Genomic DNA, 15,116 nt, shown 5'->3' with positions numbered 1-15,116 from the left:
CTCAGCGGCCGCCGGCGGCCGTATCGCCGGCGACCAGCCCGTCTTCGATGGCACGCAGGCGCAGCTCGATCTTCGTCGGGGCGGGCCGCCCGACCTCGGTGTACTTCACCCGGATGCGCGTGATGTTCTCCTTGGCCGTCGAGTAGGCGATGCCCAGGCGCTCGGCGACCGACTTCAGCGGCAATCCCGCGGCGTACAGGCGCAGCACCTCCCGCTCGCGCGTGGCCAGCTGCGCGTCGGCGAAGGCGCGGTCGCCGTCGACGGCGCTGGCCCATTCGAGGTTCTCGAGAGCCTCGCCGTGCGCGATCGTGCGGATCGCGGCGAGCACGTCGTCGGTCCGCGAGGCCTTGCTGATGACGCCGGCGGCTCCCGCGGCGAGCGCCTCGCGGACGGCGGCAGGGCGATCGGCGACGCTGTGGATGAGGACGGGCGAGCCGTCGGCGACCACGGCAGAGACGTTCTCGGTGACGGTGGTGCCGTCGCCGAGGGTGAGGTCGAGCACGACGATGTCGGCGGGTGCCGCGGCGGTCGCCTGGCGCCACGCGAGGTACTCGCGCACCGTGCTCCCCGAGAAGACGACCTCCTTCGTGCCCGCACGGGCGCACGCCGCTTCGAGTCCGAGCCGGACGGACTCGTGATCGTCGATGACTGCGACGCGGGTCATGCGATGAGCCTAGCCAGCGGCGCGCGCGAGCGTCGCGACAGCCTCGACGTGATGCGAGTGCGGGAAGAGGTCGAACGCGTCGATCCGCAGCGGCTCGTAGCCCCGCGCGCGGAAGGTGCCGAGGTCGCGCGCGAGCGCGACGGGGTCGCAGGCGACGTAGACCACGGATGCCGGTGCCAACTCGGCGACCTGTTCGACGACCGCGCGCCCGGCGCCGGCGCGCGGCGGATCGAGCAGCACGACCCCGCGCGCGAGACGCTCCCGCTCGGCAGAACCCGCCTGCGCGAGCAGGCGCGCGAGGTAGCGGTCGGTGCGCTCGGTCTCGGCGCGCGCTCCGACCCACTCGGCGAGGTTCTCGCCGGCGTGCTCGGTCGCTCGGGCGTCGGCTTCGACGCTCGTCACGCGCGTGGAGGAGCCGCCCGCCTCGGCGAGGGCGGCGGCGAAGAGTCCCACGCCGCCGTAGAGGTCGAGGTGCTGCGCGGCCGGGTCGACCCCGCCTGCGGTGTCGAGCGCGGCGCGAACCGCCTCGGTGAGCGTGGATGCCGCGAGGCGGTGCACCTGCCAGAACCCGCCCGCGTCGACCAGGAAGCGCCGCTCGCCGGAGGACCCTGCGACGATCTCGGTGACGACTTCGCGGGCCGTCGGGTCTTCGGGGGCGCGTGTGGGGCGTTGCGCGCGCGGTGCGGGGCGACGGCCGCGCCCGTTCCGCTGGCCCGCCCGGCCCGCGCCGCGCGACGATTCCCCGGACGTGCGGGGCGCAGGAGCGGGGCGGACGATGGTCCGAACGCTGCCGTCGGCGGGCTGCACGAGGTCGATGCGCCCCGGGGCGAAGCCGTCGAGCGAGCGGGCGACCTCCTCGATCTCGGCGGTCGCGAGGGGCAGGTCGGGGGTCTCGATGACGCGGTGGCTGCGGGCAGCGAACGGCCCGATACGCCCCTCGTCGTCGACGTGCAGGCTGACGCGCGTGCGCCACCGGAGGCCCTCGGATGCCTCGTCTGCGTCGGCGCCACCTGCTGCGGTCATCGTGGTTGTGGGATCGTCGATACCCGCGAAGCGGGTGAGGGCGCCGTCGAGCACGCGCGTCTTGAGCGCGCGCTGATGCGCGAGGTCGATGTGCCCGAAGTCGGCGCCACCGGGGCGTTCGGCCGGTGGAACGCTGACGTCGGCCGCGCGCCAGACGTGCGGGCGCCGGTGCGACGAGGCATCCGTCACATCCACCACGTCACCGCGCCAGAACGAGCTCTTCGAGGTGTCGGTCAGTTCGACGCGCACGCGCTCTCCGGGGATCGCGCCCTCCACGAAGACGACGCGCCCCTCGTGTCGCGCGACGAACACCCCGCCATGGGCCACGTCGGTGATGTCGAGCTCGAGGGTGTCGCCGTCCTGCATCCTTCGATGTTTCCACACCCCGCCCTCTCCCGCGGCGGCGATACGGTGGGGGAATGCGCGTGTGTCTGGCATCGACCTCCCCCGCCCGACTGATGCTCCTGCGTCAGGCGGGCATCGAGCCCGAGACGCGCGCACCGCAGGTCGACGAGGAGGCGGTGATCGCCGCGGTCGAAGCACACGAGCGGCGCGCGCTCACCCCCGACGAGCACGTCCTGCTGCTCGCCCGCCGGAAGGCCGCCGACGTCGCGGCTTCCGTCGCCGCGGACGACCCCGAGTTCGACGGCATCGTCGTCGGGGGCGATTCGATGTTCGAGCTCGACGGCGAGATCCTCGGCAAGCCGTACGAACCCGAGGTCGCCACGGCGCGCTGGCATCAGATGCGGGGGCGCACCGGCATCCTGCATTCGGGTCACAGCGTCTTCCGTCTCACCCCCGGACAGCCCCCGCGCGAGGCCCACGCCGTCGCGGAGGCGGCGGTCACCTTCGCCGCCGATGTGACGGATGCCGAGATCGCCGCCTACGTCTCCAGCGGCGAACCGCTGCAGGTCGCCGGCGCCTTCACGATCGACAGCCTCGCCGGAGCGTTCATCGAGCGCGTCGAGGGCGACCCGTCGACGGTCGTCGGCATGTCGCTGTCGACCCTCCGGCACCTCTGCCGTGAGCTCGAGATCACGTGGACGGACCTCTGGACCGGCACCTCGGCGTGAGCGCGGCTTCGTAGGGTGCCGCCCACGATTTCGCGATGATCTTGTGCGAGTGATCCAAAGCTGACCCCGTCTGCGTGGGTAGGCTGACATCCATGCCTTCTCTGGACCACGCTGTGGACGCCGCGCCCGTGCGCGCACGCATCACCAAAGTGCTCGTCGCGAACCGCGGTGAGATCGCCGTCCGCATCATCCGCGCCGCCCGCGATGCGGGGAAGGCCTCGGTCGCCGTCTACGCCGACCAGGACCGCGACGCGATGCACGCGAAGCTCGCCGACGAGGCGTACGCGCTCGATGGCACGACGAGCGCCGAGACGTACCTCTCCATCGAGAAGATCCTCTCCGTCGCCCGCCGCTCCGGCACCGACGCGGTGCACCCCGGCTACGGCTTCCTCGCCGAGAACGCCGATTTCGCCCGCGCCGTGCAGGCCGCCGGCCTCATCTGGATCGGCCCCTCCCCCGAGGCCATCGAGGCGCTCGGCGATAAGGTGACCGCCCGCCATGTGGCAGAGAAGGTGGGCGCTCCGCTCGCCCCGGGCACCCCCGGTCCCGTCGAGACCGCCGACGAGGTCGTCGCCTTCGCGCGCGCGCACGGTCTGCCCATCGCGATCAAAGCGGCGTACGGCGGTGGCGGCCGCGGCCTCAAGGTCGCCCGCGAGGTCGATGAGGTCGCCGAGCTCTTCGAGTCGGCCACGCGCGAGGCGGTCGCCGCCTTCGGTCGCGGCGAGTGCTTCGTGGAGAAGTACCTCGACAAGCCGCGCCACGTCGAGACCCAATGCTTGGCGGATGCCGAAGGCACCGTCGTCGTGGTCTCGACCCGCGATTGCTCGCTGCAGCGCCGCCACCAGAAGCTCGTCGAAGAGGCACCGGCGCCGTTCCTGACGCAGGAGCAGACGCGGACGCTCTACGACGCGTCGAAGGCGATCCTGAAGGAGGTCGGCTACGTCGGGGCGGGAACGTGTGAGTTCCTCATCGGCGCCGACGGCACGATCTCCTTCCTCGAGGTCAACACGCGCCTGCAGGTCGAGCACCCCGTTTCCGAAGAGGTCACCGGCCTCGATCTCGTGCGCGAGCAGTTCCGCATCGCCGAGGGCGGCCTGCTCGACGATGTCGACCCTGAGCCGGTCGGACACTCGATCGAGTTCCGCATCAACGGCGAGGACCCGGGGCGGAACTTCCTGCCGCAGCCCGGGCGCATCCACCAGTTCAAGACGTTCGGCGGCCCCGGCATCCGCCTCGACTCGGGCGTCACCGCGGGCGACAGCGTCTCGGGCGCGTTCGACTCCCTCCTCGGCAAGCTCATCGTCACCGGCCGCGACCGCACCGAAGCCCTCGAGCGTGCCCGCCGTGCCCTCGACGAGTTCGAGGTCGCCGGCATGCCGACGGTGCTCCCCTTCCACCGCAAGGTCGTCCGCGACCCCGCCTTCACCGCGGAGGACGGCCACTTCGGCGTCTTCACGAGGTGGATCGAGACGGAGTTCGACAACGACATCCCGCCGTGGGACGGCGAGCTCGAAGAACCCGAAGAGGCCGAGCCCCGCCACACTGTCGTCGTCGAAGTCTCCGGCAAGCGCCTCGAGGTGAGCCTGCCCGATCGCATCGCGGTCGCGCCGAACAAGATCGGCCGGCCCGTGGTCGCACCCCCGGCACGCCGTTCGCACGCGCCGAGTGTGAGCGCTGCGGCATCCGGCGACGCGGTCAAGGCCCCGATGCAGGCGACGATCGTGAAGCTCGCCGTCGAGGACGGCCAGCAGGTCGTCAAGGGCGACCTCGTCGTCGTCCTCGAGGCGATGAAGATGGAGCAGCCGCTGCAGGCGCACAAGGACGGCGTGATCGGCGCGATCGACGCGACCCCGGGTGCGACCGTTTCGGCCGGCCACCAGCTGCTCACGATCTCCTGACCCACGTCGTGCCGGTCCCCCGCTCCGCGCCGGTCTATCCTGGGGCGATGTCCCGCTCCCGCCGCCTGGCCGCCGCACTGCTCCTCGTCGCGTTCGGCGCGGCTAGCCTCGCGGCGTGCACACCCGGGCCGACCGCGGCAGAGGAACAGGCGACATGGGATGCCTGGTCGACGTCGCTCCTGGAGGATGCCGGTGATGCCGGAATCGGCGGCGCCTTCGGTGCCGCCGGCTCGGACACGACGTCGACGCTGAACCTCGGCGGCGGGGTGACGTACCGCGCCGTGGAGCTGCGCTGCATCGGCACCGACCGGGCCAGCTTCACCCTCGAGTACGTGGCCGGCGGCGACACCGTCACCTCGACGCAGGAGATCGTCTGCCACGGCGGCGACCCGCGCACGCCCATTGCGATCCCGACCGCGGTGCGCGAACTCGACACGTTCACCGCACGTGCCACGTCGCCCGACGGGCGCGGCGAGTGGGTCGCGCTCTTGCAGCGCTGAGGCCCGCGGGACGGGATCAACGAAGGGGTGCGCAACCTCCCGGCCGTTGAGCGAGCGCAGCGAGTCGAAACGTGCCGGTCAGCCGAAGAAGTCGTCGTCGCGGTTGACCTGGTGCATCGCGCGGGTCGCGTCGGTGATCGACCCCGTGAGCGAGGGGAACACCGCGAAGACGCGCGAGAGCTGGTCGACCGTGAGGCGCCGCTCGACGGCGATCGCGATGGGGTAGATGAGCTCCGATGCGCGCGGCGCGACGATGACGCCGCCGATCACCGTGCCCGACCCTTCGCGCGCGATGATCTTCACGAACCCGTCGGTGATGCCGAGCATCTTCGCGCGCGCGTTCGCGGCGAGCGGCAGTTTGTACACGTCGCCTGCAATCGCGCCCGTCTCGAGATCCTTCTCCTGCCGGCCCACCGTCGCGATCTCGGGTGCCGTGAAGATGTTCGCCGTGATCCGGCGTCGCTCCAGCGGGATGACGATGTCACCGAGGGCGTGGAAGATCGCCGTCCGGCCCTGCATCGACGCGACGGATGCCAGGGGTACGAACGTCGTGCAGTCGCCGGCGGCGTAGATGTTCGGCACCGACGTGCGGGCGACGCGGTTGACCCGGATGTGCCCCGATTCGGTGAGCTCGACTCCGGCATCCTCCAAGCCGATGTCGGCGGTGTTGGGGATCGAGCCGACGGCCAAGAGGCAGTGGCTCCCCCAGATCGTCCGACCGTCCGACAGGGTGACCTCGACGCCGTCGTCGGTGCGCTCCACCTTCTCGGCGCGCGACTTCGAGAGCACCGTCATGCCGCCGCGGGTGAAGACCTTCTCGAGCACGGTCGCCGCGTCACGGTCCTCGCCGGGCAGCACGTGGTCGCGCGAGGAGATGAGCGTCACCTTCGCGCCGAGGTTCATGTACGCCGACGCGAACTCCGCGCCGGTGACGCCCGATCCGACGACGATGAGGTGCTCGGGGAGCGACTTCATATCGTAGAGCTGCGTCCACGTGAGGATCCGCTCGCCGTCGGGCTTCGCGCTCGGAAGCTCGCGCGGCGACGCGCCCACCGCGACGACGAGGGTGTCGGCCTCGATCCGGTCGAAGTCGGTGCCGCCGGGGCCGGTCGCCACGACGATCGCGTGCGGGCCGTCGAGGCGGCCGTGGCCCGAGACGATGCGGACTCCGGCATCCACCAGCTGCCCGCGCATATCGTCGGACTGCTGGCGCGCGAGGGAGAGCAGTCGCTTGTTGACGGCGGCGAGGTTGATCGCGACCTGCGGTTTCAGCGGTCGGCCGCTCTCGCCCTTCGCGAAGAATTCGACGCCCAGATCGGATGCCTCGGAGATCGCGATCGCCGCATCGGCCGTGGCGATGAGGCTCTTCGAGGGGACGACGTCGGTGATGACCGCAGCTCCTCCCACGCCCGCACGCTCGACGAGCGTGACCTCTGCGCCGAGCTGCGCGGCCGCGAGGGCCGCCTCGTAACCGCCGGGGCCGCCGCCGACCACCGCGACGGACTGGGAGTGGACGAAGCTCGCGGACATGGCTCCCATTCTCTCAGGCGCCCGCTGGCCGGATGACCGCACCAGTTCCTAGAGTGGTGGCATGTCCACGTACAGCAACCCTCTCGACGACCCCGCCGCCGACCCGTTCGAGGTCGCCGCGCAGGCGGCATCCGACATCGCGCGGCTCACGGGTGTCGAGCGACACGACATCGCCCTCACGCTCGGTAGCGGCTGGGGCAAGGCCGCCGAACTCGTCGGCGAGACCGTCGCGACCGTCCCCGCGACGGAGGTCACCGGTTTCAGCAAGCCCGCCCTCGAGGGCCACGTCGGGTCGCTGCGTTCGATCGTGACGCCGAAGGGACGGCACGTGCTCGTCATCGGCGCGCGCACGCACTACTACGAGGGCCACGGGGTGCGCCGCGTCGTCCACAGCGTGCGGACCGCCGCCGCGACCGGCGCGAAGACGATGGTGCTGACGAACGGTGCGGGCGGCATCAAGGCGACCTGGAAGCCCGGCACGCCCGTCCTCATCAGCGACCACATCAACCTCACGGGCGACTCGCCGCTCGAGGGCGCGACGTTCATCGACCTCACCGACCTCTACTCGACGCGTCTGCGTGACGTCGCACGTCGCGTCGACCCGACGCTCGACGAGGGCGTGTACTGCCAGTTCCGGGGGCCCCAGTACGAGACACCCGCCGAGGTGCGCATGGCGAAGACCATCGGCGGCCACATCGTCGGCATGTCGACCGCGCTCGAGGCGATCGCGGCGCGTCAGGGGGGCATGGAGATCCTCGGGTTCTCACTCATCACGAACATGGCCGCCGGCATCCAGACGACCCCGCTCAGCCACGCGGAGGTGATCGAGGCCGGCCAGGCGGCCGAGCCCGTCATCTCCGACCTCCTCGCTCGCGTGATCGGGCAGCTGTGAGCGCGTCTGTGGACCGGGTCGACCCGGCGGCCCTGGCGACCGCCCGCGCCTGGCTCGCCCAGGACCCCGACGAGGTGACGAGGGCGGAGCTTGCGTCGCTCATCACCGCCGCGGAGGGCGGGGATGCCGCGGCATCCGCCGACCTGGCCGACCGTTTCGGCACGCGGCTGGAGTTCGGTACCGCGGGCCTGCGCGGACGCCTGGGCGCCGGAAGCAACCGGATGAACCGGGTGCTCGTCTCGCAGGCGGCCGCGGGTTTCGCGGCGTACCTGCGGGAGAAGGCCGAGCCGGGCGAGACGCCTCTCGTCGTGATCGGCTACGACGGGCGGCGGAACTCCGACGTGTTCGCCGAGGACTCCGCCGAGATCTTCGCCGGTGCGGGCCTGCGCGCGGTGCTCCTGCCGCGGCTGCTGCCGACGCCCGTGCTCGCGTTCGCGGTGCGGCACCTGGGGGCGGCCGCCGGCGTCATGGTCACGGCATCCCACAATCCGCCCGACGACAACGGGTACAAGGTGTACCTCGGCGGGGCCGACCACGGCTCGCAGATCGTGTCGCCTGCCGACGCCGAGATCGCGGCGCACATCGAGCGGGTCGCGAAGACGACGGTCGTCGGGGACATGCCGCGCGGGGCATACGAGCTCGCCGACGAGGCGGTCGTCGAGGCGTACGTCGCCGCGACCGCCACCGTCGCTCCGGCCCCCGCCGGCGCCGCGGGCATGAACTGGGTCTACACGGCGATGCACGGCGTCGGCTACGAGACACTGACGTCGATCCTCCAGCTCGCGGGGTACCCGCTCCCGGTCGTCGTCGAGGCCCAGATCGCACCCGACGGACGGTTCCCGACGGTCGCGTTCCCGAACCCCGAGGAGCCGGGCGCGATGGACCTGTCCTTCGCCACGGCGCGGGATGCCGCGGCGGAGTTCATCCTCGCCAACGATCCCGACGCCGACCGGCTCGCGGTCGCGATCCCCGACGCGTCGTCGCCCGAGGGGTGGCGCCGGCTCACCGGCAACGAGACGGGGCTCCTGCTCGGCTGGCGCGCGGCGAAGCGGGCGCGGGCATCTGCGCCCTCGCAGGGCGCCGCCGCGGGCGCATCGCTCGCATGCTCGCTGGTCTCCTCGCCCGGGCTGCAGACCGTCGCCGAGCACTACGACCTGGACTTCCACGCGACGCTGACGGGCTTCAAATGGATCTCGCGCGCCCCCGGCATCCTCTTCGGGTTCGAGGAGGCCCTCGGCTACCTCGTCAATCCCGAGACGGTGCGCGACAAGGACGGGATCAGTGCCGCCGTCGCGATGCTCGGCATGATCGCCGAGGCCCGCGAGCACGGCGAAACGCTCGCCGACCTGCTCGACCGGTTCGCCGCGACGTTCGGCTACTTCCAGTCGGGGCAGGTGTCGTTGCGCGTCGACGACGTCTCGCTCATCGGGCGGATCATGGCGGCGCTCCGCTCAGCTCCCCCCGCCGAGGTCGGCGGCGTGGCGGTCGAGCGGATCGACGACCTGCTGGCCGTCGCCGATGCCCCCTCGGATGCCGGTGACGTCCCGCCGAGCGACGTGCTGCGCCTGTGGCTCGCCGACGCTTCCCGCGTCATCGTGCGCCCGAGCGGCACCGAGCCGAAGCTCAAGGTGTACCTCGACGTCCGCGGCGACTCGGCCTCCGACGCGGCGGAGCGCCTCGCCCGCCTCGACGCCGGTGCGCGCGACCTCCTCGCCGCCGCGCAGGCCTGACGGGCGAAGCGTCCCGTGCTGACAGGCGCGGGGCGGCCTCGCCTCTAGGCTGGGGCGCGTGCTGCTCACCGATCCCGTGACCCTCGAGAACGCCCACGTCCGCCTCGAGCCGCTGAGCCCGGCGCACGCTGGCGACCTCGAGACCGCCCGCGAGGGCTTGGAGTACGCCTGGTACACCTCCGTCCCGGAGTCCGTGCTCGAGGAGATCGCGTGGCGGCTCGCTGAGCGGGATGCCGGGCGGCTGAACCCGTTCGCGGTGATCGCGAACGGCCGCGCCGTCGGGATGACGACCTACTGCAACATCGACCAGCCGAACCGGCACGTCGAGATCGGCTACACGTGGCTCTCACCCGTCGTCCAAAGGACGTCGGTCAACACCGCCGCCAAGCTGCTGCTCCTCGGCCACGCGTTCGAGGGGTGTGACGCGATCGCGGTGGAGTTTCGGACCCACTTCCACAACCGGCAGTCGCGCGCCGCGATCGAGCGGCTCGGCGCGAAGCTCGACGGCATCCTGCGCAATCACCGCCTCGGCCCCGACGGGTCTCTCCGCGACACGGTCAGCTACTCGATCCTTCCGCACGAGTGGCCCGCCGTGCGTCTCGGACTCGTCGCGCGCCTCGCCGCGCGGTGAGCCGACGACGGTCCACGGGCCACGCGAGCGGGTATTCCCGGGACACCGTGGTTGTCCCCCGGCAGTCGGTTCACCAGAATGGGCGTGAGGGAGGCTGTTCGGTGAGAATCCTCGTGGTGTGCGGTGCAGGAGCGTCGAGCACGTTCGTCGCGCAGCGCCTGCGCCACGCCGCACAGGCCGCCGGGCGGCCGATTAGCGCCACTGCGGGCACCGTGAAGTCCCTGCCGATCGACCTCGACGCCGCCGATGTCGTCCTCGTCGGGCCCCACCTGCAGGACGACATCGCCCGCATCGAGCGTGCCGCCGCCGCGCGCGCCGTGACCGTCGTGCACCTGACCCCCGACGTCTTCACGGACGTCGACGGCACGCACACCCTCGCGCTCGTGGACGCGGCGCTCCCCGCCGCCGAGTCCCGTGCCGCCGAGTCGCCTGCCGCCGAGTCCCCCGCCGCCAAGTCGCCGGCCGTCGAGTCCCCCATCGCGACAGATGCCTGCCCGAACACGTGCCCCAGCGCCGAGACGTCGGAGCGCACCGCACCCCCGCCCTCCCCCGTCGTCGAGAGGAACACCCCATGAGCCAGGTCAGCCGCACGGTCCGCATCGGTTCGTCGAACGGCCTCCACGCCCGACCCGCGAAGATGTTCGCGGCCGCCGCGAAGGAGTCCGGCATCCCTGTCACCATCTCGAAGGGTTCGGGCGAGCCCGTCAACGCCGCGAGCATCCTCAGCGTGATCTCGCTCGGCGCCGAGAAGGGCGACTACGTCACGCTCACCGCCGAGGGCGAGAAGGCAGACGACGTCCTCGACGAGTTGGTCGAACTGCTCACGACCGACCACGATGAGAACTGACGGACGCGCCGGATCCGCCGCCCCCGACATCACGAAGCACTGCATCGAAGGAGAGCACGAACATGACTGAACTGCGCGGAGTGGGAATCGGCCTGGGTGTGGCGCAAGGCCCCGTCGCCCGCATGGCGGCGCCGTCGCCCGCCCCCGAGGACACCGCGAGCACCCGCACGCCCGACGACGAGCTGGCGCGCGTGCGCTCCGCGGTCGCCGACGTCGCGCGCGAGCTCGGCGAGCGCGGCGAGAAGGCCGGCGGGATGGCCCAGGAGGTGCTCGAGGCCCAGGCGATGATGGTCGAGGACCCCACCCTGGAGAGTGAGGTCGCCACCCGCGTGAACGCCGGGAAGACCGCCGAGTTCGCCGTGTACGACGCGTTCGCGAGCTTCCGCGACCAGCTGGCCGCCATGGGCGGCTACCTCGGCGAGCGCGCCGCCGACCTCGACGACGTCGCGCAGCGCGTCATCGCGAATCTCCGCGGCCTGCCCGCCCCGGGCGTCCCCGACCCGGGTCACCCCTTCGTGCTCGTCGCGAAGGATCTCGCCCCCGCCGACACGGCCCTCCTCGACCTCGACAAGGTGCTCGCGCTCGTCACGACCGACGGCGGCCCCACCTCGCACACCGCGATCCTCGCGCGGGAGAAGTCGATCGTCGCGGTCGTCGGCGCTGCCGCGGCGAAAGACCTCACGGACGGCGAGACGGTCATCGTGGATGCCGCTAAGGGCGTCGTCACGACGTCTCCGACCGACGACGAGCTCCGCCAGGCCCAGCACCGGGCCGACGCGCGCGCGGCTGCGGCATCCGCCCCGCTCACACCGGGCGCCCTGAAAGACGGCACCGCCGTGCCCCTGCTCGCGAACCTCGGCAAGCCCGAGGGTGCCGCCGAAGCCGTCGCGCTCGGCGCCGAGGGCGTGGGCCTGTTCCGCACCGAGTTCCTGTTCCTGTCCTCCTCGCAGGCGCCGACCGTCGCGGAGCAGACCACGTCGTACACGCAGCTGCTCGAAGCGTTCCCCGGCAAGAAGGTCGTGGTGCGTGCGCTCGATGCCGGGGCCGACAAGCCCCTCGCGTTCCTCAACGACGCGCACGAAGACAACCCCGCCCTCGGCCTGCGCGGACTCCGCGCGCTACGCGCGAGCGAGGACATTCTCCGCGAGCAGCTGACGGCACTCGCCGAGGCCGACGCAGCGACCGACGCCGACCTCTGGGTGATGGCGCCGATGGTGTCGACGGTCGAGGAGACCGAGTACTTCGTGACGCTGGCGAAGGAGTACGGCATCAAGACGGCCGGTGTCATGGTCGAAGTGCCGTCGTCGGCGATCCAGGCCGCGCGCATCCTCGAGATCGCCGACTTCGCCTCGATCGGGACGAACGACCTCACGCAGTACACGCTCGCCGCCGACCGCCTGCTCGGCTCGGTCGCGTCGTACCAGGACCCGTGGCACCCGGCCGTGCTGCACCTCATCGAGATGACCGCCGCGGGCGGCAAGGCCAACAGCAAGCCGGTCGGGATCTGCGGTGAGGCGGCGGCCGACCCGCTGCTCGCCGTCGTCCTCGTGGGACTCGGCGCGACGACCCTGTCGATGGCGCCGACGGCGCTGGCCGACGTCCGGGCGTCCCTCCTGCAGTACGACCTCGACGATGCGCGGCGGATCGCCTCCGCCGCCCTCGGCGCGGACGACGCGGCATCCGCCCGCGCCGCCGCACAGGAGGCCGCCGCCCCGGTGACGGCGTGACGGAGTGACGGCGTGACGGCGTCACGGGGCGGATGCGCGATTCGCTGCCGGAGCGAAGGATGAGCGTCCTCACCGCGGACCGGATCCGCCTGCATCCGGGACGCGCCACGAAGGACGAGGCGCTCCGCGAGGCGGCGGCTCTGCTCGAAGGTGCGGGGGCGGTCACGGCCGACTACCTCGCGTCGATGCAGGCGCGCGAGGCGCTCGTGTCGACGTACATGGGCAACGGCCTGGCGATCCCGCACGGGACGAACGAGACGAAGGATGCCATCCTCTCCTCCGCCGTCTCGTTCGCCCGCTACGACGGCGGCGTCGACTGGGACGGCGACCCCGTCAACTTCGTCGTCGGCATTGCCGGTCGGGGCGACGAACACCTCGAGATCCTGTCGCAGATCTCGCTCGTCTTCGCCGACGACGACGGCGCGGCACGTCTGCGAGGTGCGGCCACGCCGGAGGAGGTACTGGAGCTGTTGGGCGGGGTGAAGGGCGGGGGACGCGCCGACACGTCCCCCGCCTAGACTTCCGACGTGGCCCCGAAACGCACGCGCGCAGGTCGCGCACTCCGGTGGACGCTCGGCATCGTCGGCGCGGTGCTGCTCGTCGCGATCGTCGGGACGGTGGTGTGGAGCCAGGCCGGCGTCATGGCGGCGGAGACCGAGCCGCTCGCCGCCGTCCGCGCCGATGACCGGATCGCGATCACCGACACGGATGGCGGCATCGTGCTCGCCCCGGCATCCGGCGCAGGCGACGTGGGTCTCGTGTTCATTCCGGGCGCGAAGGTGGACCCGTGGGCCTACGCCTCGAAGATGTCGGGCCTGGTCACGGACGACGGCCTCACCGTCGTGATCACCAAGCCCTGGCTGAACCTCGCATTCTTCGACCTGCGCCCCCTGACGAGCCTCACGGACCTCGCGCCCGACGTCGACGCGTGGATGGTCGGCGGCCACTCGCTCGGCGGCGTGCGCGCGTGCCAGCTCGCCGCCGATGCGGAGGCGCTCGTCCTGTTCGGCTCGTACTGCGCGACGGATCTGTCCGACTCAGGTCTGCCGGTCCTGAGCCTCTCCGGCAGCGAAGACGGACTGTCGACGCAGGAGAAGATCGCCGACGCGCGCGACGAGCTCCCCGCCGACGCCGAGATGGTGGAGATCCCGGGCGCCTCGCACGCCTCCTTCGGCGATTACGGAGTTCAGGCCGGCGACGGCACACCGACGGCGAGCGACGCCGAGGTCGAGGCCGTCATCGTCGACCGCGTGCGCGCGCTGGCATCCACCCTCCCGCGCTGACGCCGCTCCCTGAGCCCCCTGAGCCGCCGCTGGCTCGCGAATCACCGCTGGATTCGCGAATCACCTCCGGATTCGCGCGAAGAGCGCGGTGATTCGAGAATCGTATGGTGATTCGCGAGCGAGGCGCGAGGGCGCAGCGAAGGCGCAGAGTGCGGCGCAGCGCGCGGCGCGGGGGTCAGCCGCCGAAGCCCTCGCCGATGAGTTCGATGAGCTCCTCGCGCTCCTCGACCGAGAGGAAGGCGCCGGCGGCGGCGTTCAGCTGGAAGGCCTCGAGATCTTCGAGGCGGTAGTCGAAGGTCTCCGCCAGCAGCGCCAGCTCGCGGGTGAGCGAGGTGCGGCTCATCGTGCGGTTGTCGACGTTCACGGTGACGGCGAACCCCAGCTGGTACAGCAGGTCGAACGGGTGGTCCTCGAGCGCGGTACCCCAGCGCGCGATCGCGCCGGTCTGCAGGTTCGACGACGGCGACAGTTCGAGCGGGATCTCGCGGTCGCGGACCCACCGCGCCAGGTCGCCGAAGGTGACGAGCACCTCGTCGCCCTTCTGCTGCACGACCTCGAGGTCCTCGGCGACACGCACGCCGTGCCCGAGCCGCAGCGCGCGCCCGTCGAGGAGCGCGGAGCGGATCGAGTCGAGCCCGGCCGCCTCGCCGGCGTGGACGGTGACGGGGAAGAAGTGGGATGCCAGGTAGTCGAACGCTGGCCGGTGGTTCGACGGCGGGAACCCGTCCTCGGGCCCCGCGATGTCGAAGCCGACGGCGCCGCGCCCGCGGAAGGCGACGGCGAGTTCGGCGATCTCGAGCGACCGGTCGGTCTGCCGCATCGCGGTGATGAGCTGGCCGACGCGGATGTCGCGGCCCGCGCGGTCGACGGCATCCTCCCCCTCTTCGATGCCCTCCTGCACGGCGTCGACGGCTTCTTCGAGCGACAGGCCACCGGCGACGTGCTGCTCGGGTGCCCAGCGCACCTCGCCGTAGATCACGCCGTCGGCGGCGAGATCCTCGACGAACTCCTTCGCGACGCGGCGGAGCCCGTCGGCGGTCTGCATGACGGCGGTCGTGAGGTCGAACGTCTTCAGGTACTCGACGAGCGACCCCGAATCGCTCTGGTCCTCGAACCAATCCGTGAGGTCGTCGACGGTGTCGGCCGGCACCTCGAGGCCGATCTCGTCGGCGATCTCGAGGATCGTCTGCGGACGCACCGCTCCGTCGAGATGGTCGTGCAGCGACACCTTCGGAAGCGAGCGGATCGAGACGCCTTCGAGCTTCGCGTCGCCGTGCTGATCGATCGCCATGACGTGTCCTTCGGTGGAGAGAGCCGG

Annotated in this window: 15 protein-coding genes; 11 read left to right on the top strand and 4 right to left on the bottom strand. The window is 71.8% G+C overall.

Annotation, left to right across the window (positions count from 1 at the left end):
• Position 1: 1 nt before the first annotated feature.
• Positions 2–664, bottom strand: coding sequence for a response regulator (locus tag AC3ENQ_RS04910; RefSeq protein ID WP_431802258.1), 663 nt, complete (start codon positions 662–664; stop codon positions 2–4).
• A gap of 9 nt (positions 665–673) precedes the next feature.
• Positions 674–2,053, bottom strand: a complete 1,380-nt coding sequence (locus AC3ENQ_RS04905; protein WP_431802256.1) for a class I SAM-dependent RNA methyltransferase — start codon at positions 2,051–2,053, stop codon at positions 674–676.
• Between the two features lie 53 nt (positions 2,054–2,106).
• On the opposite strand from AC3ENQ_RS04905, the gene AC3ENQ_RS04900 reads away from it, so the two are divergent.
• The 3 genes from AC3ENQ_RS04900 (at position 2,107) to AC3ENQ_RS04890 (ending at position 5,158) form a co-directional block, all read left to right on the top strand.
• Positions 2,107–2,760, top strand: a complete 654-nt coding sequence (locus tag AC3ENQ_RS04900) for a Maf family protein (protein ID WP_431802254.1) — start codon at positions 2,107–2,109, stop codon at positions 2,758–2,760.
• Positions 2,761–2,852: 92 nt separating this feature from the next.
• The gene (locus AC3ENQ_RS04895) at positions 2,853–4,658 is read left to right on the top strand and encodes an acetyl/propionyl/methylcrotonyl-CoA carboxylase subunit alpha (protein WP_431802252.1); all 1,806 of its coding nucleotides are present in this window, start codon (positions 2,853–2,855) and stop codon (positions 4,656–4,658) included.
• 47 nt (positions 4,659–4,705) lie between these two features.
• Complete coding sequence (locus tag AC3ENQ_RS04890) at positions 4,706–5,158, top strand: hypothetical protein (protein WP_431802250.1); 453 nt, start codon at positions 4,706–4,708, stop codon at positions 5,156–5,158.
• Between the two features lie 78 nt (positions 5,159–5,236).
• On the opposite strand, the gene AC3ENQ_RS04885 is transcribed toward AC3ENQ_RS04890, so the two are convergent.
• Positions 5,237–6,688, bottom strand: coding sequence for an NAD(P)H-quinone dehydrogenase (locus tag AC3ENQ_RS04885; RefSeq protein WP_431802248.1), 1,452 nt, complete (start codon positions 6,686–6,688; stop codon positions 5,237–5,239).
• 61 nt (positions 6,689–6,749) lie between these two features.
• Between AC3ENQ_RS04885 and AC3ENQ_RS04880 the strand changes: the two genes are divergently transcribed.
• The 8 genes from AC3ENQ_RS04880 (at position 6,750) to AC3ENQ_RS04845 (ending at position 13,798) form a co-directional block, all read left to right on the top strand.
• Positions 6,750–7,580, top strand: a complete 831-nt coding sequence (locus AC3ENQ_RS04880; RefSeq protein ID WP_431802246.1) for a purine-nucleoside phosphorylase — start codon at positions 6,750–6,752, stop codon at positions 7,578–7,580.
• A complete protein-coding gene (locus AC3ENQ_RS04875; RefSeq protein WP_431802244.1) occupies positions 7,577–9,310 on the top strand; it encodes a phospho-sugar mutase in 1,734 nt (577 codons plus the stop codon). Before AC3ENQ_RS04880 ends, AC3ENQ_RS04875 begins: the two co-directional genes overlap by 4 nt.
• 58 nt (positions 9,311–9,368) lie before the next feature.
• Complete coding sequence (locus AC3ENQ_RS04870; protein ID WP_431802242.1) at positions 9,369–9,941, top strand: GNAT family N-acetyltransferase; 573 nt, start codon at positions 9,369–9,371, stop codon at positions 9,939–9,941.
• Positions 9,942–10,042: 101 nt separating this feature from the next.
• Entirely contained in the window at positions 10,043–10,516 is a 474-nt protein-coding gene (locus tag AC3ENQ_RS04865; RefSeq protein WP_431802240.1) for a PTS sugar transporter subunit IIB, read from the top strand.
• Positions 10,513–10,788, top strand: a complete 276-nt coding sequence (locus AC3ENQ_RS04860) for an HPr family phosphocarrier protein (RefSeq protein WP_431802238.1) — start codon at positions 10,513–10,515, stop codon at positions 10,786–10,788. The genes AC3ENQ_RS04865 and AC3ENQ_RS04860 overlap by 4 nt, the downstream gene beginning before the upstream one ends.
• 62 nt (positions 10,789–10,850) lie before the next feature.
• Positions 10,851–12,515: a phosphoenolpyruvate--protein phosphotransferase gene (gene ptsP / locus AC3ENQ_RS04855; protein WP_431802236.1), complete on the top strand. Its 1,665-nt coding sequence runs from the start codon at positions 10,851–10,853 to the stop codon at positions 12,513–12,515.
• A gap of 59 nt (positions 12,516–12,574) precedes the next feature.
• Complete coding sequence (locus tag AC3ENQ_RS04850) at positions 12,575–13,033, top strand: PTS mannitol transporter subunit IIA (RefSeq protein WP_431802234.1); 459 nt, start codon at positions 12,575–12,577, stop codon at positions 13,031–13,033.
• Positions 13,034–13,042: 9 nt separating this feature from the next.
• Positions 13,043–13,798 carry an alpha/beta hydrolase gene (locus AC3ENQ_RS04845; protein ID WP_431802232.1) on the top strand — a complete coding sequence of 252 codons (756 nt, stop codon included), beginning with the start codon at positions 13,043–13,045 and terminating at the stop codon, positions 13,796–13,798.
• Positions 13,799–13,973: 175 nt separating this feature from the next.
• Here AC3ENQ_RS04845 and AC3ENQ_RS04840 read toward each other — a convergent pair whose 3' ends face one another.
• Entirely contained in the window at positions 13,974–15,089 is a 1,116-nt protein-coding gene (locus AC3ENQ_RS04840; RefSeq protein ID WP_431802230.1) for an adenosine deaminase, read from the bottom strand.
• Positions 15,090–15,116: the final 27 nt, after the last annotated feature.

The sequence above is a fragment of the Microbacterium sp. bgisy203 genome (assembly GCF_057706945.1).
Note: the sequence above shows the minus strand (reverse complement) of the source record. Positions and strands in the feature narration are given on the sequence as shown.

What these genes read in the sequence shown, in the direction of transcription:
- AC3ENQ_RS04910 (WP_431802258.1), bottom strand. Translation starts at nt 664, where the DNA reads ATGACCCGCGTCGCAGTCATCGACGATCACGAGTCCGTCCGGCTCGGA.
- AC3ENQ_RS04905 (WP_431802256.1), bottom strand. Translation starts at nt 2,053, where the DNA reads ATGCAGGACGGCGACACCCTCGAGCTCGACATCACCGACGTGGCCCAT.
- AC3ENQ_RS04900 (WP_431802254.1), top strand. Translation starts at nt 2,107, where the DNA reads ATGCGCGTGTGTCTGGCATCGACCTCCCCCGCCCGACTGATGCTCCTG.
- AC3ENQ_RS04895 (WP_431802252.1), top strand. Translation starts at nt 2,853, where the DNA reads ATGCCTTCTCTGGACCACGCTGTGGACGCCGCGCCCGTGCGCGCACGC.
- AC3ENQ_RS04890 (WP_431802250.1), top strand. Translation starts at nt 4,706, where the DNA reads ATGTCCCGCTCCCGCCGCCTGGCCGCCGCACTGCTCCTCGTCGCGTTC.
- AC3ENQ_RS04885 (WP_431802248.1), bottom strand. Translation starts at nt 6,688, where the DNA reads ATGTCCGCGAGCTTCGTCCACTCCCAGTCCGTCGCGGTGGTCGGCGGC.
- AC3ENQ_RS04880 (WP_431802246.1), top strand. Translation starts at nt 6,750, where the DNA reads ATGTCCACGTACAGCAACCCTCTCGACGACCCCGCCGCCGACCCGTTC.
- AC3ENQ_RS04860 (WP_431802238.1), top strand. Translation starts at nt 10,513, where the DNA reads ATGAGCCAGGTCAGCCGCACGGTCCGCATCGGTTCGTCGAACGGCCTC.
- ptsP (WP_431802236.1), top strand. Translation starts at nt 10,851, where the DNA reads ATGACTGAACTGCGCGGAGTGGGAATCGGCCTGGGTGTGGCGCAAGGC.
- AC3ENQ_RS04850 (WP_431802234.1), top strand. Translation starts at nt 12,575, where the DNA reads ATGAGCGTCCTCACCGCGGACCGGATCCGCCTGCATCCGGGACGCGCC.
- AC3ENQ_RS04840 (WP_431802230.1), bottom strand. Translation starts at nt 15,089, where the DNA reads ATGGCGATCGATCAGCACGGCGACGCGAAGCTCGAAGGCGTCTCGATC.